Below are 20603 nucleotides of genomic sequence, written 5' to 3' on the forward strand. Positions count from 1 at the left end.
GTCAGCGTACCCGTGCCACCGCGAACCCGTCCCAACCTTTGCTTCCCACGGTCTGGATCGCAGTGGCATCCAGGCGGGGGTCGTTCCCCATCATTTCAAGCGCCTGCACTATGCCCGGGGCATTAAGTTGGTCCCGTTCCGGCTCAAGGATGGCTCCGTCCCAAATCACGTTATCCATCACAATCACGGTGCCTGCGTGCCCGAGCCGGATAGCCCACTCCAGATAATTGGCATCGTTCTGCTTGTCGGCATCGATGAAAACGAAGTCGAACGGCTCATGCCCGGCCAGCATCGGAAGCGTATCCAAGGCAGCCCCAACGCGGATCTCGACCTTGTGCCCCACTCCGGCAGCGTCCACATTGGCTCGAGCTACGTCCGCGTGCTGTTGGAGGAATTCGCACGTGACCAAGGTGCCGTCGTCGGGCAGTCCCTGGGCCATCCAGATACTGCTGAACCCGGCTAAAGTGCCGATCTCCAAGACACGTTTGGCACCGGAAAGCTGTACGAGCATCCTTAGCAGCTTCCCGGCGTTCGGCGCTACCTCGATGGCCGGCATCCCTGCCTCGACGGCCGAGGCCAGGGCGCGCCGGTGTGCAGCTTCGGGACGCACGACGACGTCTGTCAGGTACCGTTCAACCTCAGCCCAGCCGGGCTCGGTCACATGTTCGACCATGGCCCCAGTTTGGCATCCGGGCGACCACGGAGGAAGACCTATTCCGCGGCGGACAGGGCGCCTTCCAGGCGCTCAACTTTGCCCGTCATTTCTCCGGTATAGCCGGGCCGGATGTCGGCCTTGATCACCAGCGAGACCCGGCTGCCGTAGCGTCCTACGGCCTCGGTGGCGCGCTGGACGACGTCGAAAACCTCGTCCCACTCCCCCTCGATCGTGGTGAACATTGAGTCGGTCTGGTTCGGCAGCCCGGACTCACGGACAATCTTGACCGCGGCAGCGACGGCGTCGTGTACCGAAGCGTCAGGGTTGGAACCACCGTTGACCGGGGTAGCGGGCTGGCCTGAAGGGGCAACTGAAAATGCAAGCAACATGAATCCAGTGTTTCACGTACTGGTTTGTCACATACGGGTTTACTCCCGCGTAACAAGGGGCCTGGACCCCTGCATTGCTAATCTGGCAGCATGGAACAGCCCGCTGAACGCAAGCCCCTGAGGGCTGACGCCGCACGCAACGTCGACAAGATCATTACCGCGGCGCGGGAGTGTTTCCGGGAGCACGGTCCGGAGGTTCCGCTGCAGACCATCGCGGTCACCGCCGGCGTCGGCCCCGCCACCCTATTCCGCAACTTCGCTGACAAAGAGCAACTGGTTCTCGCGGCGCTATCGCGTCAGCTCAGGCTGCATGTAGATCCGGTTGCCGAGGCAGCAGCACAGGGCATGGACGCCGCCGAAGGACTCATCAACGTGATTGACGCCGTCGTTGGGGTGGCGAGCGATGACGCGAACCTCCTTGGCGCCGTCGCCGGCCGCCGCGGACTCCTCATCGGCATCACCGGCGGGATTATCGGCTCCATGGAGTTACTCCTCAAACGCGGCCAAAGCCAGGGCACCTTGCGGCGGGACATCACCATTGAGGACATGGTGCGGCTCGTGGCAATGCTCATCGGTGCCGTGGACACCATGGAGCCCGGTTCAGCTGCATGGAAGCGGCCGGTTGCCTTGGTTGAGGACGCGATCCGGACAGAACGCCCGGCCCGCCCCCTTCCGGAGCAGACCCCCATTCCCGGAATCGTGTTTAACGGCCAGGCCTGAACGTACCGGCTAACCCCAACCGAGCAGTCGCAGCAAGGCCGCTGCTCCTGCGCCGGCAATAACCACCACCAAGAACGGCGCTCTTAACAAAAGCGCGACGGCGGCGGCCAGCAGTGCGCCGATCCGGGCATCGAGCACCAAGCCCTGGCCGGATGCCACCGCATTGACGAGAGTCAGGGATGCAAGCAAACCGATGGTCATAGTCCCGGCCACGTGCATGATCCGCGGGTTCTGCAGCAGCTTCGCGGGCACAAAGTAGCCAACGAGCTTGGTCGCATAGGCAAGAACGCAAGCGATCAGGATCCACGTCCACAGGTTCATTCCGTTCCCCCGATCTTGCGTTCGCTATCCACGCCGGCGTAAGGATCCACGTCAGGTTCCAAGCCTTCATCCAGGCGCGCATGGCTGTACCAGCCGATCACTGCAGCAACAACCGCAGCCACCAGGATGGGAACGCCGGAGGGAACGAACGGGACCGCCAGGACTGTTGCCAGTGCACACGCCGCGGCGATTGCCCAAGGTTCCCGGCCCCGCAGCCTCGGCCACAACAAGCCAAGGAATGCCGCCACAGCGGCGCCGTCGAGACCCCAACGCTTTGGGTCACCCATGGCGTCGCCGGCCAACGCCCCAACCGCAGTGAAGATATTCCACAGGATGAATATTCCAATGCCCGCCGTCCAAAACCCGCGCCGTTGCTCGTCGGGATCGGTCTGGCCGGACGCCGTCGCTGTCGACTCATCAATCGTCACATGCGCTGCGGCGTATCGCTTCAGTCCACCGGGACGCAGCAAGGCATTGATCTGCATGCCGTAAATGCCATTTCGCAGCCCCAACAAAGCGCTGGCGGTCATGGCCGCAACCCCGGACCCGCCGCCAGCCACTACGCCGATGAACGCAAACTGCGAGCCGCCGCTAAACAGCAGGAGGCTCAGCGCCATGGTCTGCCAAAAGTCGAAGCCGGACGCCACGGACAGGGCACCGAACGAAACGCCGTATAGGCCGGTGGCGATGCTCAAGGACACCGCGATCTTGAAGGCAGGTGACGCCCTGAGCCTCACCCTGGCGGGTTCTTGGCCCCGTGAAGCCCCGCTCATTTTCTAAGGCTCCACGCCCACAGGATCAGCGGCAACTGGAGGGGTAACCGAACCGTGTGGATTCGCCGATCCGCATGCGTTCCATCGGGTCCGTAGGCGCGCCGAAGCGCGTCAATATGCCCTGCAAGGAATGCAACAAACATGGCGGCGGAGGCGTCGGCGGCTATTTTCCGCGTGGCAGGAATCAGTAGTCCGGCTCCGAGGGCTGCTTCGAGCAGGCCCGAAACCGCAATCCATTCCTCCCTGGACATGATCGCCAGAGGGCCGTTCACCGTGCGACCGGAGTGGTCCACGGCCCCTGGGTTTTCGGGTGCATCGATGCGGCAGAGGTAATCAGGGACCACCGCGTTATAGAAGCCTGGAGTGCGGAAGTGCTTCATGGCGCTGGCGAGAAGCAGCGCGCCCAGGCCCACTGCCGAGGCGTTCTGTGATGTTTGGGGTGACCAGCGAAATGACATGGCTTCACTCAATCACAAGCGCGCCGAGGCCCCAAAGCCCGCCCCAACCCAGTAGAAGTGGAGTCCGTTATGGGCGCTCATAACGGACCAGGCTGCGGCCTAGTTGGAGACCATCAACTGCGACAGGACCTGCGCGGGTTTGTTTGTGGTGATCTCTTGGATTCCAAGTCCTTGGCACAGGGCCACATCCCGCTCTGAGTCCACGGTCCACACCCTGAACACCAGACCTGCCTCCAACCACCGTTGGACGGTGCGGGCATGTTCCCTGACATACTCGATACCGGGACCAGCGATCCCTACGCGACCGTTGTCGAGGACCTCTTCGGCGTCCTCCTGCATAGCTTTCAGGACATTCGCCACGGCCCCGCCCGTGATGAACCCGAGCCCCATTTCCTCCCGGACCTCCTCCACCGTGAAGTCATCCACGAGTTGGCAGATGTGTTCAGGGGGAACTGTCTCCAAGAGCCGCTGAATGGAGTCGGAATCGAAACTCATGAACGAGACTGTGATGTTGTCCAGTCGGGACTGCTCCGGCGTCCATCCCTCCTCCGTGAGCAACTCCAGCACCCGGTCCTCCAACTTCAGGCCGTACGGGCTGGGGTGCTTCAGTTCGATGGCGAGGCCGATCTCCCTTCCTGCCTCCCGCAGGATGTCCAGCAGCTCAGGCAAGGTGAGTAGCTGGTCCGCGACTCCGCCGAATGCTTCCGGAATCCGTGCACCTTTCCACGAGGAAAAATCCAGCTGACGGAGTTCGTCCAACGTTTGTTCGGCAACCGGCCCTGTTCCGCTGGATGTCCGGTCAAGGTCAGCGTCGTGCAGCAGGACGAGGTGCTGGTCGCGCGTCAGATGGACATCGCATTCCACCCCGTCAGCCCCGTCCTGGATGGCCTGCAGGTAGGCGGCCCGAGTGTGCTCGGCGAACATGGCACTGGAACCACGGTGCGCGTAGACCATGGGCCGGCGAGTGGTGAAGTCGTCGCTAGTCATGCAGACACCGTAGCCCACGGTGCTGCATGTACGGGGCTACGCTGGGCTAATGCAGGTGAATTCTGAACAAATACCGGCCGACGACATCACGGACCCTTCCAGCTCCCGCCTGACGGCGGTCCCTGCGCCTGCCCAAGGCGGATCCGCCGTCGTGAGCCCGTCCATCGGCGATGACGAAAAAGCCGCCGCCTTGAAGCGAATGAAACGCTTGGCGCTGGCTATGTTGATCGGCATGGCCGTCATATTTACGGTTGCGTTCGCCCTGCAGAAGCAGTATTCATGGCTAGAGTATGTCCGTGCCGCGGCCGAGGGCGGAATGGTGGGTGCGCTGGCGGACTGGTTCGCCGTGACCGCGTTGTTCAAGTACCCCATGGGTTTGAAGATCCCCCACACAGCCATCATTCCGCGGCGCAAGGACCAGATCGGAGAATCGCTCAGCGACTTCGTGGAGAGCAACTTCCTGTCCCAAGAGGTTGTGCAGGAGAAGCTGGCGAGTATCGACGTCGCCCGCAAAGCCGGTACTTGGCTGTCCAGCCCCGGCGGTTCCGAGCGCGTAGCCAAGGAAGGCGGTGCCATGATTCGCGGGGCGTTCACCGTCCTGAACGACGACGACGTGCAGGCAGTTATCGAAGGGATGGTCCGCAAGCACCTGCTCACGCCGCCATGGGGGCCTCCAGTTGGTCGAATGGCCGAGCGCATCTTCGCTGACGACCACCACCACAAACTTGTGGACCTCCTGGTGGACCGTGCCGCCGACTGGGTAGACACCAATCACTCCACCGTGAACCGCCTCGTCTCCGATCGGTCCCCACTGTGGGTGCCGACGTTTGTGGATGGCTTGGTAGGTGACCGGGTCCACGTCGAGCTGTCCAAGTTCGTCCGTGCAGTGCAGAACGACCCGAACCACCAAGTACGCCAATCGATCGACGCCTACCTCGCCGACCTGGCCCAAGACCTGCAGCATGATCCAGCGATGATCGAGCGCGCCGAGTCCATCAAGTCGCAGATCCTCGGTGATCCCGAAGTCCGCGAACTGGCGTCCCGCACGTGGGGCACGGTCAAGGCTGCCCTGCTCAGCGCCGTCGAGGACCCGGACAGCGAGCTGAGCCAGCGATTCAAGAGCGCCGTCCGGGATTTCGGGAGCCGATTGGTCAACGATGACGAGTTGGCCGGCAAGGTCAACGCATGGATAGGCGATGCTGCCGGCTATGTGGTCAGCAACTACCGCTCGGACATCGCCGGCGTCATCTCAGACACCGTTGCCCGGTGGGATGCGGATGAAACGTCGCAAAAGATCGAACTGCAGGTGGGCAAGGACCTCCAGTACATCCGGATCAACGGAACAGTTGTGGGCGCGTTGGCCGGGTTGGCGATCTTCACGCTGGCGAACCTGCTGTTTGGGTAGGTCCTGGGCCGGTAGGTCCCGGGCCAAATAAGTCCTGGGCGAATAGGTCCTAGGCGAACGCCTCGATCTGCACCCCGGCCTGCTGCAGGCCTTGCTGAACGGCGGCTGCCATGGACACCGCGCCGGGCGTATCCCCGTGGATGCACAAGGAGTCGGCCTGGACACGAACCACGGAACCGTCGACGGCGAGCACCTCACCGCGCGTCGCCAACCGTACTGCCTGCGCTACCACGGCGTCGGGGTCGTGCAGCACTGCCCCTTCGTGGGTCCGCGGGACAAGAGTGCCATCGGGTTGGTACGCCCTGTCCACGAACGCCTCACGGAACACCGGGTGCCCCGATTCCTCGGCCAACCGCAGCCAATCTGAACCCGGTAAACCAAGTACGGGAAGCCCCGGATCGTAGGCATGGATGGCCGCCACCACAGCTTCTGCCTGCTCGGCGTCGTGGACGATCCTGTTGTAGAGCGCGCCATGGGGTTTCACGTAGTCCACTGACGCGCCCACCGCGTGGGCCATTCCGTCCAAGGCGCCTAGCTGGTAGAGCACGTCCCCGAACAGCTCGTCGAACGTCATGTCGAGGGAGCGCCGGCCGAAGCCTGCCAGATCGCGATACCCCACATGCGCACCCACCCGGACGTCCAGCTCGAAGGCTGCCCGGCAGCTGTCCAGCATTGTCAGTGGATCACCAGCGTGGAAGCCGCAGGCAACGTTGGCGCTGCTGACAATGCGGAGCATCGAAGCGTCGTCGCCCATACTCCAAGAGCCGAACGACTCCCCCAAGTCAGCGTTGAGATCCACTATTTGTCGCCCTTCTTGTCTAAGTCCGTGAGCGCATCCATTGTGTCCGGCTGCAATTCACCAGGGATCGTATCGGGCAGCTGGCCAAACGCTTCCCTGGCAGTTGCCACCACAGCCCTGCCCATCATCATGTTTCCGGCGCCACCAACCACAGCCCCGACGCCGAAGGGCAGTGCCCGGCCGAGGAACGCTGAACCTTGCCGTTTCATGAAGCTCTTCAAGAACGCGCGCTGGATGGTATCGCGGACCACACCGAATCCGCTGCCGGGAATCTTCTTGGTCAGGGTCCTACCCCACGCGTTGGTCACTCCCTTGCTGTGGCCCAGCGACTGACCGCTGAGGGCACCGAGCATCGCGGTCCCTTCTTCTCCCAGCATGATGGCCATGACCATGGTCCGCGCCCGTTCGGGGTCGGTGAGGCGGATACCGTGGAGCTCCGCCAGAGACGAGGCATACAGCGCCGTGGTCTCCAGGAATCCGACCGTGGCCAGCGCAGAGAGTCCCAGCGAGGCCGCTGTTCCAATACCAGGCACGACGGCGGTGGCACCTACCGCAGCGCCCCCGCCTGAGACGGCGAGCAAGTAGTGGCGCTCGAGTTTGGCGGCAAGTTGCGCCGGTGAGTCTTTCGGGTAGCGGCGTTGGAGCCGCCGAAGGTTCGCGAGGACCATCGGGCGCTGGACGTCAACTGCCTTCAACAGCACGTTATGGACGCCGGGCTTGGCGTTGCCTTCAGCGTCAAACACTGCGTTGTGGGCTGTCTCCTGGGCGATCTTCACCGCCGGGTTGTGGCGCTTGGGCATGTTCACTTCTCCTTGGCAGTTGGGTCGTCAAAACGGGGAACTGCTTGGCTTCAGCCTATGCCACGCCCTCCGTTGCGGGGCCCGCTCTGCACGCTTAGAGCCCGTAATTCCGCGCAGAGCGGACCCCGCAACACGGCATCCGCGGCGTAGACTCGGACTTGTTCACCGAAGCAATCCCTCAAGGATAGGAAGTATCCTTAGTGAAGCCATCTGGAACGTCCGCAGAGGGGCCCGATACCGAGGGGCAGGCGGCCCCGGGCGCTGGAACCAAAGACGACCCTTGGCGACTCACGACGCCCCCGGGTACTTCGGACTACACCATGTACAAGGACGAGGCCTCCGATCCCCCTGCGATCATCTGCCAGGTGGGCTCCACAAAACTGACCTACCAACTGCGCGCCATCGAGGACCTGCACGCCTGGCTCGTGGAGCAGGGTGACTGGGTCCCCCTCGGCGCTGCCGACGAGGGCAAAGAGGCCGCCGAAGGGACCGTGGAGGCGTGGGGTCGCAGCGAGGGTAACCCCGTGGGTGGCTGGTACGGGCTCCGAAAGGGCTACCGTGGCCGCTTCGGGATGTACATGCCGCCTCTCTTGGAGGCGCTGGGCTTGGCTGAGCTCACGCACGAAAAGCGGAACAACGCTATGCAGGCTATCTAAAGTCACACACCGTCTTGAGGTTCCCGGAACCTAGGTTCGCGGTTCCCCAGGTTGACCGATCGTGCGGGTGAACCGATCGTGCGGTCGGTCGCGACTCAGACGACCGACCGCACTAGCCCGGTTTCACGCAGCGACGGCGCCCCGGGCGGGCCCCAGAACCCGCCACACCCATCGCTGCCAACTCAGTCGATGTACGGCGGCAGGGCCGAAAAGGGCAACGGCAAAAGCGCGGCACAAAGACGTGGGCACTGGTTATGTACGTTGACCTGCGGAAACGTGACGCCGTCAATGAAAAAAGTTTGGAATACCTGCTCGCGCCCTCAGTGAGGGCGGAGCAGGCCAACCCATCCGGTGGAGCTATCCTGCTTTCCCGGACACAGCGACGAGAACGCCTGCCGTGGCAAAGTACTTGTTGCTGCCCAGGTCCCTAATCGTCTTGATGCCGAGTTCTTTGAACAGCTCATCGTGTTTTTCCGTCAATCCGGCCAATGCAGAAGGCGGCGCATTGAGGACTTCCTCGAGGCTTGCGTTTTCGTAGGCCTTATCCAGCGCCTTACCCAATTCGATAGAAACAGCCACGGCATTTCCTTTCATCGACACGAGACGGCCGCGATGTGCAGCAGTCAAGGAGCGCTTCCAGTAGGCACACTGACGGTTGGGGGCCCTACCGGAATCCCCCAAGTCGGCTCCCTAGCGATCAAGGTATCGCCCTTGCTGCACGTTTGAATAGGCCCCTAACGCACTTGCCCGGCAGCCAAAAAGAGCGCCAGATCCATCAGCATGCTTACTATAGTTATCCGGCAGCAACCGTCATCTGACAACAGGAGCGCGTCATGTCCCAACGAACGGTCTCGGATCTCATGGCGGAGCGCCTCAAAGCATGGGGCGTGGAGAGGGTGTTCGGATACAGCGGGGACGGTATCAACGGTTTCATGGGTGCGCTCCGCCGCTCCGAAAATGACCTCGAATTTATTCAAGCCAGGCATGAAGAAGCCGCCGCATTCATGGCCGTAGGGCACGCAAAGTACACAGGCGGCGTGGGGGTCGTAACCTCCACGCAAGGACCCGGAGCAGTCCACCTGCTCAACGGCCTCTACGATGCCAAGCTGGACAGCGTCCCCGTGGTGGCCATTATCGGTCAGCAAAGCACCACGGTGCTGGGTTCGGCATACATGCAGGAGATAGAACTCCTAACCCTCTTCAAGGACGTCGCTGCGCAATTCGCCCAGCTGGCCAGCTCCCCAGAGCAGGTTCCCATGCTGATTGACCGTGCTTTCCGGACAGCACTGGAAACGAAGTCCCCCTGCGTGGTGATCGTCCCCCACGACATCCAGACGGCGGAAGCTCCGGAGCTGGAACAAGAGCACGGAATCGTGGTCACGGCTCCTGTGTGGCACCGGGCAAACATCATGCCCCGACAACAGGACCTGAACAGGGCGGCGGATGTCCTGTCCGCAGGCGAACGGATCGCCCTCTTCGTGGGACAAGGCGCCCGCAACGCGCAAGCGGAAGTCATCGCATTAGCGGAGAAACTCGACGCCGGAATCACCACGAGCCTGCTCGGCAAGCCTTACGTCGACGAGACTCTCCCGCTTGCCACCGGCACCATGGGACACCTGGGCACCACCGCCAGCGCCTACTTGCTGGAAAACTGCGACACGCTCCTGATCATCGGCTCCAACGACCCTTGGACTGAGTTCTACCCGAAGCCGGGGACTGCACGGGCAGTGCAGATCGACATCGACGGCAGGAAGATCGCCAACCGCTATCCCGTGGAAGTGGGCCTTGTAGGTGACGCGGCAGCCACCGTCCAGGAGCTGTCGGACCTTATCGACGCGCGGGACCAACCGTCCCGCGCCCAGTGGCGGGCCGACGTCGAACATCAGGTCAGCGCATGGCGGCGCCTCGCGGGGGAACGCGCCGCCATTCCCGCCAAACCCGTCAACCCCGAACTGGTGGCGCGCGAGCTCAGCGGCAGGCTCCCGGGCAACGCCCAAGTGAGCATCGACGTCGGAAGTTGCGTTTATTGGTACGCACGCCAGCTGACGCTTCCACCGGGAGTTCCTGCGCATCTCTCGGCCACCCTGGCAAGCATGGGCTGTGCCATCCCCTACGGACTGGCAGCCAAGCTCGCGCATCCGGACCGGCCGCTGGTGGCGTTGGCGGGCGATGGTGGCATGCAGATGCTGGGGGTGGCGGAGCTGATCACGGTGGCGCATCGCTGGCGTGAATGGGCCGACCCGAGGTTTGTGGTGTGCGTGTTCAACAACCGCGATTTGGCCGAGGTCTCATGGGAACAGCGTGAAACGGAGGCCGAGCCGCGGTTCAATGCCAGCCAAGAGATTCCTGACTTCCCCTATGCAGGTTACGCGGAGCTGCTGGGCCTCAAGGGCGTGCGCGTGGACGACCCGGCCATGCTGGGAGCCGCATGGGATGAGGTGTTGAACGCGGACCGTCCTGCGGTCCTGGAAGTGCTCACGGACCCGAACATCCCGTTGCTCCCGCCGTTCCCCGCTGGGGAACAGAAGCTCGAGGGCATGCGCTCCGCCCTTGCCCAAGAAGGCAACGACGGAGAGCACGCCCGCGAACTGCTGGACATGTACGCCCAAGGAGAGGCGCAATTGCGCAACCTACGTTAAGAGCGCATCAAGATTCCCTCCGCAGCCATTAAGGAACCGTTAGGAACGCCTTTTCGCCTGCTTCACAGGAGTTGACTGGCATCAACCCCCGTAAACGGGGCGTGGATGAAAGGACGTTCCAGTGGCCGACATGGCTGTTGTGGTGATTCTCGTGGTGACCATGGGAATCGTGATGTGGGTTGCCCACCTCTTGGGCAAAATGGTCGACGGCGATGGCCCGGTGAGTGGTCAATGAACGTGGACGCCATCATGTGGGTGTGCTTGTTCATTGCCGGATTGGCCATGGCCGTATACCTTCTGGCCGTGCTGCTTAACCCGGAAAAGTGGTGACAGCACGTGGCTTTTAGTATCGCGTCATTCATCACCCAGATCGGGGTCCTGTTGGTGGCCCTGATCCTCCTGCACAAACCGCTGGGCTTGTACTTGGACCGTGTTTTCTCCGGCAACAAGTCCCGGGGGCCTGAACGGTTGTTCTACCGCCTGGCCGGGGTGGACCCGGACACCGAACAAAGCTGGTCCGTGTATCTCCGGAGCATCCTGGTCTTCTCAGCCGTATCCATCCTGGTGGTCTTCGCCCTGCAACGTCTGCAAGGGGTGCTTCCCGGGAATAACGCGCTGCCGGGAGTTGATCCCTGGATCGCCATGAACACGGCGATCTCCTTTGTCAGCAATACCAACTGGCAAACGTATGCTCCTGAGGCGACGGTAGGCATTTTCGTCCAGATGTGCCTGCTCGCGGTGCAGAACTTCCTTTCCGCCGCCGTGGGAATCGTGGTGGTGGTGGCGCTGATCCGCGGTATTGTCCGTACCAAGACGGACCGGCTGGGCAATTTCTGGGTCGATCTTGCCCGCACATCCTTCAGGGTTCTGCTGCCAGTGGCGTTCGTGGCGGCAATCGCCTTGGTAATCGGCGGCGTCGTCCAGAATTTCTGGCCAACGGACGTGGCGAACCAGGCGAGCGGGGCCTCCCAAGTGATTCCGGGCGGCCCGGTTGCCTCCCAGGAGGCCATCAAGGTACTGGGTACCAACGGCGGTGGATACTTCAACGCCAACTCGGCCCATCCTTTGGAAAACCCCAACGTGTTCACCAGCCTGTTCCAGATCTTCCTGATCCTGCTCATCCCCTCGGCCCTTCCCTATACCTATGGGCGAATGGTCGGGGACCAGCGGCAGGGCTACACGATCGCCGCTGTCATGGGAACGCTCTGGTTGACGTCCACGGCATTGATGGGGTGGGCTGTAGCGTCAGCCCAAGGAACTGCGACGGCGGCCGCGGGCGGGTTGGGCGAGGGGTTCGAGCAACGCCTCGGTCCCGCCGCGAGCTCGATCTTCGCCGCCTCCACCACCCTCACCTCCACCGGCGCCGTCAACGTGGCACACGACTCCCTGCCACCGCTCGCCGGGGGCATTGGAATGCTGAACATGATGCTTGGCGAAGTAGCGCCCGGGGGCACGGGTTCAGGCTTGTACGGCATGCTGCTCTTGGCCATCATTGCCGTCTTCATCGCCGGATTGATGGTGGGGCGTACCCCGGAATTCCTGGGCAAGAAGATCGGCCCGCGCGAAATGAAGCTGGCGGCGCTCTACATCCTGGTGACACCCACGCTGGTGCTGACGCTTGCAGCGATCACGGCGTTGTTGCCGGAGGTGATGGTCAACGCACCGGCCTCCGGACCCCACCAATTCAGTGAACTGCTGTACGCGTTCACCTCGGGGGCGAATAACAACGGCTCGGCATTCGGCGGCATCACCAGCTCCGGACCATACCTGTCCACCATGCTGGGCATCGCCATGCTGCTGGGCCGGTTCCTGCCGATCGCCTTGGTACTTGCGTTGGCCGGTTCCCTGGCCAGGCAACGCAAGATTCCGGCGTCGTCGGGAACGGTACCCACCCACGGGTGGCTGTTCGGATCACTGCTCCTCAGTGTCACCGTGATCATGACGGCTCTGAGCTACTTCCCGGCCCTTGCTTTGGGCCCACTCGCAGAAGGACTTATCAAATGACCCGGTCCAGCACGGCATCCGCCGCGGACTCCCCCACCCTCACCTACGCCGACGGCAACCCACTGGGCACTCCGGGTGAACACAAGCACCACACCAAAACACCGGCGAAACTCAATGCCGCCACCGTCCGGGCGGCCCTCCCGGTAGCTTTCAAGAAGCTGGCTCCCCGGCAGATGGTCCATTCGCCTGTCATGTTCGTAGTGCTCGTCGGTGCAGCCATCTGCACGGTGATCTGCGTGCTCAAGCCCGACGTCTTCAGCATCGCTGTGACCGCCTGGCTGTGGCTGACCGTATTGTTCGGCACGCTGTCCGAGGCCATCGCGGAAGGGCGAGGCAAGGCGCAGGCGGACAGTCTCCGGGCCAGCCGCAAAGGTGTCACGGCCAGGCTTCGCCTGGACGACGGAACCACCAAGGAACTACCCGGCACCGAGTTGCGGCTCAATGACGTGGTGATCTGCGAGGCCGGTGACGTGATCCCTTCAGACGGCGAGATCGTCGAAGGCCTCGCGAGCGTGGACGAATCCACCATCACGGGTGAATCAGCCCCCGTGATCAGGGAGTCCGGTGGCGATCGGTCTTCCGTTACCGGTGGGACGAAAGTCCTGTCGGATCGCATCCTGGTCCGCATTACCGCCGAGCCCGGGGCAACTTTTATCGACAGGATGATCAAGTTGGTGGAAGGCGCCGTCCGGCAAAAGACTCGAAATGAGATCGCCCTGCACGTGCTCCTCGTCTCGCTGACCATCGTTTTCCTGGTGGTCACCATGGCCTTGGCTCCTTTCGCTTCGCTGGCGGGAGCAACGCCGTCGCCCATTGTGCTGGTAGCCCTTCTGGTCTGCCTGATCCCCACCACCATCGGTGCCTTGGTGCCTGCCATCGGCATCGCCGGCATGGACCGGTTGGTCCAGCACAACGTCCTGGCGACATCCGGCCGCGCAGTGGAAACAGCCGGAGATATCACCACATTGCTGCTGGATAAGACGGGCACCATTACCTACGGCAACCGCCGGGCCGTCAACTTCTTCCCAGCCAAGGACGTGGAGCCCGGCGAACTCATCATCGCTGCCCGGCTCTCCAGCCTGGCTGACGAAACGCCGGAGGGCCGGTCCATTGTGGACCTCGCCAACGACGCCGGCGTCAATGGCCCCGAGTTGGTCGATCTCCGGAACACTGCGGAGGAGATCACCATCGTGGAGTTCACCGCGAGCACACGGATGAGCGGCGTGGACCTGGATGGACGCCTGATCCGCAAGGGTGCGGCGTCCGCCGTCGAGGGTTTCGTCACCGAGGCAGGCGGACAGCTACCCGACGAAGTCCGGCGGAAGGTGCAGGAGATATCCGCGGATGGCGGCACGCCACTGCTCGTCGCGGAGAAGACGCCCGACGGCGGCGCCCAAGTCCTGGGAACCGTCCACCTGGCCGATGTGGTCAAGCCTGGCATGCACGCCCGGTTCGCGGAGCTACGGAAAATGGGTATCCGCACCGTGATGATCACTGGCGACAATCCTGTCACCGCCAAAGCGATCGCGGCCGAAGCCGGCGTTGATGATTTCGTGGCCGAAGCCACTCCCGAAGACAAACTGCAGGTTATTCGGCGCGAACAGGGCGAGGGCCGGCTGGTGGCGATGACCGGGGACGGCACAAACGACGCCCCTGCCTTGGCTGCTGCCGACGTTGGTGTGGCCATGAACTCCGGGACCCCCGCGGCCAAGGAAGCGGCTAACATGGTGGACCTTGACTCCGATCCCACCAAACTCATCAATGTTGTGGGGATCGGTAAGCAGCTGCTCATCACCCGCGGCGCACTTACCACATTCTCCGTGGCAAACGATGTTGCGAAGTACTTCGCAATCGTCCCGGCCCTCTTCACTGCAGCGTTTCCGGGCCTCGGTCTGTTGAACATCATGGGCCTGTCCAGTCCGTCGTCGGCCATTCTCGCGGCGGTGATCTTCAATGCGCTCATCATCATCGTGCTGGTGCCACTGGCGCTGCGTGGCGTGAAATACCGGGCAGTCAGCGCCAACCAAGCACTGGGCCGGAACCTGCTGGTCTACGGGCTTGGCGGTTTGGTGGCACCTTTCCTCGGCATCAAGCTCATTGACCTGATCATTTCCCTCATCCCCGGCATCGGCTAGGAGGCCATCATGAACTTGCTGCTCGGATATCTCCGCCAAGCCGGCACCGCTGTGCGATTCCTGCTGCTGGCAACAATCGTTTTAGGAGTGCTCTACCCGCTGGCGGTCTTTGCGGCCGGCCAGGGAATTGCGCCCTTCCAAGCGAACGGCTCCATCGTTAAGGATCCCACCGGCCGCCCCGCGGCATCCGCGCTCATCGTGCAGGCCGCGGGCGGCAAGGACGGCGTTCAGGATGCCCGGTGGTTCCACGCACGGCCGTCGGCTGTGGGGTGGGACCCGGCGTCGTCCTCCGCAAGCAATCTGGGACCCAACGATCCGAAGCTGCTCGACGCCGTCACCACCAGCCGCTCAACGGTCGCCCGCGCGGAGGGCGTCAGCGAGTCTGAGGTGCCCGCCGACGCGGTGACCGGCAGCGGGTCAGGACTGGATCCGGATATTTCGCTGGCTTACGCAAAGCTTCAGGTTACGCGGGTTGCCAGGGCTCAGGGGCTCAGCCCCGTGGCTGTCCAAGGCCTGGTGGAAAGGAACACCACCAGCGGACTGGAAGCATTCTGGGGCCAGCCTTCGGTCAACGTGACGTCGCTGAATCTGGATGTCGCTTCTGCAGCGAAGACCAAATAGGGGCCCACTCCCGGTGGAAGAATGAGGACATGGCACGCGCGGCACTGAGAATCTTCCTGGGGGCAGCTCCGGGAGTGGGCAAAACCTATGCCATGCTCGAAGAAGCCCACAGGCTGCTGGGCCGTGGCGAGGACGTGGTGGTGGCATTCGCCATGCATCACGGCAGGGTCGATACCCAATCGCTGCTCCAGGGGCTGGACATCATACCGCCGCGAGAGATCGAGTACCGGGGAAGCATCTTCGAGGAAATGGACGTGGACGCCGTGCTGGCACGGCGTCCCCACACCGTGATCGTGGACGAATACGCGCATACCAACATTCCTGGTAGTCGTCATGGAAAGCGCTGGCAAGACATTGAGGAACTGCTGGACGCTGGCATCAACGTCCTGTCCACCGTGAACGTGCAGCATCTTGCTTCCCTAGGGGACGTCGTCTCTGCCATCACGGACGTCAAGCAGGCAGAGACAGTTCCCGATGATGTGGTGAGACGAGCTGATCAAATCCATTTGGTGGACATCTCACCGGAGCTGCTGCGGCAAAGGCTTGGCGACGGCAAGATCTACGCAGCGGACAAGGTCGATGCGGCCCTATCCAACTATTTCCGCATGGGCAACCTGACGGCGTTGCGCGAACTGGCGTTGCTGTGGCTTGCTGACCGGGTTGACGAGGGCTTGGCGCGGTACCGGGCCGAGAACCAAATCGAGCAAAGTTGGCCGGCAAGGGAACGGATTGTCGTAGGGCTGACCGGTGGCCCGGAAGGCGAAGTGCTCATCCGGCGTGCCGCGAGGATCCTCAAACGGGTCAACGGCGGCGACCTGTTGGCCGTCCACGTTAGGGCGGCCGACGGCGTCTCCGCGGAATCACCGCAGGCACTGGAAGCGCAGAGGACGCTGGTTCGCGATCTCGGCGGCAGCTACCACACCGTTGCCGGCGAGGACCCGGCCAAGGCGCTGCTCGATTTTGCTCGGAGCGTCAACGCTACGCAGATCGTGGTGGGCGTCTCTCGGCGGAAACTCCCGGCAGGCCGTCTCACCGGAGGCGTCGGAAGCAAAGTGGTCCGGGATTCCGGAGACATCGACGTCCACATGGTCTCCCACCCCTTGGGGGGCCGCGGGGTTGAGCGTTCGCGCCAACGGGACCTCGGTCGCATCCGGGTGATGGTTGGCTTTGCGATGGCAGTGGTGGTGCCGGTGGTGCTGCAATTCCTGCTGGCCGTGAGCCCGTCGCACGATATTGCCACCGCAGTGCTGATCCAGCTCACCGGATCCGTTGCCGTGGCCTTGGTGGGCGGGCTATGGCCTGCACTGTTGGGTGCACTTTGGAGCAGCCTCTTGGTGAACTATTTCTCCGTCCCTCCTCTCGGGACACTCACCATCAGCGACCCCCAGAACCTGTTGGCGTTGCTGGTCTTCGTGGGCGTTTCCTCAGCCGTTGCCCTGGTAGTGGACCTTTCAGCCCGGCGATCCAAGGAGGCAGCCCGCGCGCGCGCCGAAGCGACGACCCTGGGCGACTTGACACGCGGCGCTTCCTCAGCTGAGGACCCCATCAAGGGACTGCTGGAACAGGCCCTGGACGTTTTCCAGGTACGACGCGCGGCCCTCTATGAATCAGCCTCCGGCGACGACGGTTGGCAGTTAGTGGCCGCGGCGGGCGAGGAAGCCCCTGACGAGAACGAAAACACCGAGCAGATCGACGCCAACACCCGCTTGGTTCTCTCTGGCCGGGTCCTTCCAGCCAGCGATCGCAGGCTCCTTGGGGCTTTCGGATCCCACCTGTCCGCCATGATGGAACGCAAGCAATTGGCAGCCAGCCGGCGCGAGGTGATGCGCCTGGCAGAAAGCAACACGATGCGCACGTCCATCCTGCGTGCAGTCTCCCACGATCTGCGCACACCGCTAGCGGGTATCAAGCTCGCCGTCGGCGGCCTCCGGCAACCGGGTGTCAAGTACACCGAAGAAGAAGAACAAGATCTTCTGGCCACTATCGATGAGTGTTCGGACCGTCTTGACGTACTGGTGGGCAACCTCTTGGACATGTCCCGCATCACCTCGGACTCCGTGAACGCCCTGATCAAGCCCACCCGCTGGTTCGAGGTAATTCCCCCGGCCCTGCACGGTATCGCGGCGGGGCGGGTCCGGGTGGACCTGCCGGCGAACATGCCAGAAGTGGACGCCGACGCCGGCATGCTGGAGCGGGTCATCGCCAACATCGTTGAAAATGCGGTGAAATACGCCCCGGATTCCGACATTGTCATTGTTGGCGCAGCCGGTGGACTCAGCATGACGCCGTTGGCCGGACGACCAGCGGGCGAATTGCGAATTATCGACCACGGCCAAGGCGTTCCTGCCGCCAGCGTGGTCCAAATGTTCCAACCGTTCCAGCGGCTCCACGATGTGCCCGCCGCAGCAGGTGTGGGTTTGGGGCTCGCGGTCGCGCAGGGCTTCACCGAAGCGATGGGTGGCACGTTGACAGCGGAAGAGACGCCCGGAGGCGGGTTGACAATGCTGATCAGGTTGCCCCTCTCTGCCGGTCCGGTGTTTGACCACCCTACCGGTGAGGCGCCCATGGAAGCGCAGTCCTTGCTGCTCCAACGCGATCACCATCCACTGCCCACACGAGGAGCCAACCCGTGAACAACGTCCTGGTTGTGGACGACGATCCCCATATTGTCCGGGCACTCGCCATCACCCTCCGCGGTCAGGGTTATACGGTGGTGACAGCTGCCGACGGCGAATCGGGGCTGCACGCTGCGGCGCAGCGACCGGTCGCCGTCGTGATTCTCGATCTGGGCTTGCCGGACATGGACGGAACTACCGTGATCACCAAGCTCCGGGAATGGAGTACCGTACCGATCTTGGTCCTTTCAGCGCGCCACGGTTCCAACGACAAAGTGCTGGCGCTTGATGCCGGGGCGGACGACTACATCACGAAACCGTTCGGGTTGGACGAGCTTCTGGCCCGGCTGCGCGCAATCCTCCGCCGCCGCACGGAGCCCGGCCCGGAGCTTGCAACGGTAGAGACGAGTTCCTTCACCGTGGACCTCGCCAAGAGACGGATCACCCGGGCCGGAAGTGATGTGCGGATGACTCCCACCGAATGGAACATCCTGGACATCATGGTGAGAAATCCTGACAAACTCATCACGCAGCACCAACTGCTCTCGGAGGTATGGGGACCTGCGTACGCCAAGGAAGCCAACTATTTGCGGGTCTACATGGCACAGCTCCGCCGCAAGCTGGAGGCCGAGCCCGGCAATCCGCAGCACTTCATCACCGAACCCGGCATGGGGTACAGGTTTGTGCCGTGAGATCGCCGAAGCCCGGCCCTCCGAGCAGACTTGGCCCCTAGAGGTTCTCCACCAATGAGACATCGCGGACGGCGCCCTTGTCTGCTGACAGTGCCATGGCCGCGTAGGCCCGCAACGCCGGGGAGACGTGGCGTTCGCGGTTCTTCGGCTTGTAGCCGCCATTGACTTCAAGCTTTTCGCGGCGTTCGGCGAGGATCTCGTCGGAAACCTGCAACTGGAGGGAGCGCTGACTGATGTCGATGCTGATGATGTCGCCGTTTTCAACCAAGGCGATGGCTCCGCCGGAGGCCGCTTCCGGGGAGATGTGCCCGATCGACAGGCCGGAGGTGCCGCCGGAGAAGCGGCCGTCCGTGATGAGGGCGCACTTCTTGCCCAGGCCGCGGCCCTTGAGGAACGACGTCGGGTAGAGCATTTCCTGCATGCCGGGGCCACCGCGGGGGCCTTCGTAGCGGATGACCACCACGTCGCCTTCCTTGATGGTCTTGTTCAGTATCATTTCCACGGCCTCGTCCTGTGACTCGCAGACAACTGCCGGACCTTCGAAGGTCCAGATGGACTCGTCCACCCCTGCGGTCTTCACCACGGCGCCGTCGACGGCGACATTGCCGCGCAGCACGGCCAGGCCGCCGTCCTTGGAATAGGCGTGCTCCACGGAACGGATGCAACCGCCCTCTGCGTCGGTATCCAGGGTGGTCCACTGGTTCGACTGCGAGAACGCGGTGGAGGAGCGTACGCCACCGGGAGCGGCGTGCCACAGCGCCTGTGCTTCCTCGTTGGCCTTGCCGCCGCGGATGTCCCAGTCGTCCAGCCAGCTGTCCAGGTCGTTGGAGTGAACGGAGTGGACGTTCTTGTGGAGGAGCCCGCCGCGGTTCAGCTCACCCAGCAGCGCGGGGATGCCGCCGGCGCGGTGCACATCCTCCATGTAGTAGGTCTTGTCCCCGGCGACGTTCGGGGCCACCTTGGCCAGGCACGGCACCTGACGGGACTTGGCGTCCATCTCGGCCAGACCGTACTCCACGCCCGCCTCCTGGGCCGCGGCCAGCAGATGCAGGATCGTGTTGGTGGAGCCGCCCATGGAAATGTCCAGTGCCATGGCGTTGTCGAAGGCCTCGGCCGTGGCGATGGAGCGCGGCAACACGGAGTCGTCGTCGCCGTCGTAATAGCGCTTGACGAGCTCGACGACGGTGCTGCCGGCCTTCTCGTACAGCGCCTTGCGGGCGGTGTGGGTCGCGAGCACGGAGCCATTGCCGGGCAGGGCCAGGCCGATGGCCTCGGCCAGGCAGTTCATGGAGTTGGCGGTGAACATGCCGGAGCAGGATCCGCACGTGGGGCAGGCGTTCTCTTCGATGAGGTTGATGTCGGCATCGGAGATGGATTCGTCCACTGCATCGGAAATCGCGTTCACCAGATCCAGTGAGCGCACGGAGCCGTCCGTCAGGGTGACGCGGCCGGCCTCCATGGGTCCGCCTGAGACGAATACCACCGGGATGTTCAGGCGCAATGCGGCCATCAGCATGCCCGGAGTGATCTTGTCGCAGTTGGAGATGCAGACCAGGGCGTCGGCGCAGTGTGCGTTCACCATGTACTCAACGGAGTCGGCGATCAGGTCGCGGGACGGCAGGGAGTACAGCATGCCGGAGTGGCCCATGGCGATGCCGTCGTCCACGGCGATGGTGTTGAATTCGCGCGGAACAGCACCGGCGGCGAGGATTGCGTCGGAGACGATCCGGCCTACCGGGGCCAGGTGCGTGTGGCCGGGGACGAACTCGGTGAAGGAGTTGGCGACGGCGATGATCGGCTTGCCGATGTCCGTATTGGCGACGCCGGAAGCGCGCAGCAGTGCGCGGGCGCCGGCCATGTTGCGGCCGTGGGTGACAGTTCTGGAGCGGAGTGCAGGCATGGATACCATCCTGCTGTTCTTCTACGACTGGCGG

General features: G+C 63.2%; 20 protein-coding genes. 10 read left to right on the forward strand and 10 right to left on the reverse strand.

What is annotated here, in order from left to right; all coding sequences use genetic code 11:
* Position 1: 1 nt before the first annotated feature.
* Together QRN04_RS09915 and QRN04_RS09920 are read right to left on the reverse strand one after the other, a co-directional pair.
* On the reverse strand, positions 2 to 673 hold the full coding sequence (locus tag QRN04_RS09915) for an O-methyltransferase (RefSeq protein WP_284975846.1): 672 nt from the start codon (positions 671 to 673) through the stop codon (positions 2 to 4).
* A gap of 38 nt (positions 674 to 711) precedes the next feature.
* On the reverse strand, positions 712 to 1044 hold the full coding sequence (locus tag QRN04_RS09920; RefSeq protein WP_284975847.1) for a thiamine-binding protein: 333 nt from the start codon (positions 1042 to 1044) through the stop codon (positions 712 to 714).
* Positions 1045 to 1134: 90 nt separating this feature from the next.
* Here QRN04_RS09920 and QRN04_RS09925 point away from each other — a divergent pair, with 90 nt between their 5' ends.
* Entirely contained in the window at positions 1135 to 1764 is a 630-nt protein-coding gene (locus QRN04_RS09925) for a TetR/AcrR family transcriptional regulator (protein ID WP_284975848.1), read from the forward strand.
* Positions 1765 to 1773: 9 nt separating this feature from the next.
* Here QRN04_RS09925 and QRN04_RS09930 read toward each other — a convergent pair whose 3' ends face one another.
* From QRN04_RS09930 to QRN04_RS09945, 4 genes are all read right to left on the reverse strand, one after another.
* Positions 1774 to 2085 carry an AzlD domain-containing protein gene (locus QRN04_RS09930; protein WP_284975849.1) on the reverse strand — a complete coding sequence of 104 codons (312 nt, stop codon included), beginning with the start codon at positions 2083 to 2085 and terminating at the stop codon, positions 1774 to 1776.
* Entirely contained in the window at positions 2082 to 2858 is a 777-nt protein-coding gene (locus QRN04_RS09935; protein ID WP_284975850.1) for an AzlC family ABC transporter permease, read from the reverse strand. Before QRN04_RS09935 ends, QRN04_RS09930 begins: the two co-directional genes overlap by 4 nt.
* The gene (locus QRN04_RS09940) at positions 2855 to 3316 is read right to left on the reverse strand and encodes a DoxX family protein (protein WP_284975851.1); all 462 of its coding nucleotides are present in this window, start codon (positions 3314 to 3316) and stop codon (positions 2855 to 2857) included. Before QRN04_RS09940 ends, QRN04_RS09935 begins: the two co-directional genes overlap by 4 nt.
* A 99-nt stretch (positions 3317 to 3415) precedes the next feature.
* Positions 3416 to 4303, reverse strand: coding sequence for a glycerophosphodiester phosphodiesterase family protein (locus QRN04_RS09945; protein ID WP_284975852.1), 888 nt, complete (start codon positions 4301 to 4303; stop codon positions 3416 to 3418).
* 49 nt (positions 4304 to 4352) lie between these two features.
* Here QRN04_RS09945 and QRN04_RS09950 point away from each other — a divergent pair, with 49 nt between their 5' ends.
* A complete protein-coding gene (locus tag QRN04_RS09950; RefSeq protein ID WP_284975853.1) occupies positions 4353 to 5708 on the forward strand; it encodes a DUF445 domain-containing protein in 1356 nt (451 codons plus the stop codon).
* Between the two features lie 49 nt (positions 5709 to 5757).
* Here the strand turns inward: QRN04_RS09950 and QRN04_RS09955 are convergent, their stop codons facing one another.
* A complete protein-coding gene (locus QRN04_RS09955; protein WP_284975854.1) occupies positions 5758 to 6507 on the reverse strand; it encodes a LamB/YcsF family protein in 750 nt (249 codons plus the stop codon).
* Positions 6507 to 7307 carry a hypothetical protein gene (locus tag QRN04_RS09960; protein ID WP_284975855.1) on the reverse strand — a complete coding sequence of 267 codons (801 nt, stop codon included), beginning with the start codon at positions 7305 to 7307 and terminating at the stop codon, positions 6507 to 6509. Before QRN04_RS09960 ends, QRN04_RS09955 begins: the two co-directional genes overlap by 1 nt.
* A gap of 200 nt (positions 7308 to 7507) precedes the next feature.
* Here QRN04_RS09960 and QRN04_RS09965 point away from each other — a divergent pair, with 200 nt between their 5' ends.
* Entirely contained in the window at positions 7508 to 7963 is a 456-nt protein-coding gene (locus tag QRN04_RS09965; RefSeq protein ID WP_350224931.1) for a DUF6855 family protein, read from the forward strand.
* Positions 7964 to 8320: 357 nt separating this feature from the next.
* Here the strand turns inward: QRN04_RS09965 and QRN04_RS09970 are convergent, their stop codons facing one another.
* Positions 8321 to 8542, reverse strand: a complete 222-nt coding sequence (locus QRN04_RS09970) for a hypothetical protein (RefSeq protein WP_284975856.1) — start codon at positions 8540 to 8542, stop codon at positions 8321 to 8323.
* A 254-nt stretch (positions 8543 to 8796) separates the two neighbouring features.
* Here QRN04_RS09970 and QRN04_RS09975 point away from each other — a divergent pair, with 254 nt between their 5' ends.
* The 7 genes from QRN04_RS09975 to QRN04_RS10005 all read left to right on the forward strand — a co-directional run bounded on the left by QRN04_RS09975 (position 8797) and on the right by QRN04_RS10005 (position 18669).
* Positions 8797 to 10602 carry a thiamine pyrophosphate-requiring protein gene (locus QRN04_RS09975; protein ID WP_284975857.1) on the forward strand — a complete coding sequence of 602 codons (1806 nt, stop codon included), beginning with the start codon at positions 8797 to 8799 and terminating at the stop codon, positions 10600 to 10602.
* Between the two features lie 231 nt (positions 10603 to 10833).
* A complete protein-coding gene (locus tag QRN04_RS09980; RefSeq protein ID WP_284975858.1) occupies positions 10834 to 10932 on the forward strand; it encodes a potassium-transporting ATPase subunit F in 99 nt (32 codons plus the stop codon).
* A 6-nt stretch (positions 10933 to 10938) separates the two neighbouring features.
* Positions 10939 to 12606, forward strand: a complete 1668-nt coding sequence (gene kdpA, locus QRN04_RS09985) for a potassium-transporting ATPase subunit KdpA (protein ID WP_284975859.1) — start codon at positions 10939 to 10941, stop codon at positions 12604 to 12606.
* Positions 12603 to 14741, forward strand: coding sequence for a potassium-transporting ATPase subunit KdpB (gene kdpB, locus QRN04_RS09990; RefSeq protein ID WP_284975860.1), 2139 nt, complete (start codon positions 12603 to 12605; stop codon positions 14739 to 14741). Before kdpA ends, kdpB begins: the two co-directional genes overlap by 4 nt.
* 9 nt (positions 14742 to 14750) lie before the next feature.
* On the forward strand, positions 14751 to 15362 hold the full coding sequence (locus QRN04_RS09995; protein WP_284975861.1) for a potassium-transporting ATPase subunit C: 612 nt from the start codon (positions 14751 to 14753) through the stop codon (positions 15360 to 15362).
* Between the two features lie 29 nt (positions 15363 to 15391).
* Entirely contained in the window at positions 15392 to 17995 is a 2604-nt protein-coding gene (locus tag QRN04_RS10000) for a DUF4118 domain-containing protein (RefSeq protein WP_284975862.1), read from the forward strand.
* A complete protein-coding gene (locus QRN04_RS10005; RefSeq protein WP_284975863.1) occupies positions 17992 to 18669 on the forward strand; it encodes a response regulator in 678 nt (225 codons plus the stop codon). Before QRN04_RS10000 ends, QRN04_RS10005 begins: the two co-directional genes overlap by 4 nt.
* A gap of 37 nt (positions 18670 to 18706) precedes the next feature.
* Here the strand turns inward: QRN04_RS10005 and ilvD are convergent, their stop codons facing one another.
* Entirely contained in the window at positions 18707 to 20569 is a 1863-nt protein-coding gene (gene ilvD, locus QRN04_RS10010; RefSeq protein ID WP_284975864.1) for a dihydroxy-acid dehydratase, read from the reverse strand.
* Positions 20570 to 20603 lie beyond the last annotated feature (34 nt).

This window comes from Arthrobacter sp. efr-133-TYG-104, assembly GCF_030208915.1.
Lineage (GTDB): Bacteria > Actinomycetota > Actinomycetes > Actinomycetales > Micrococcaceae > Arthrobacter.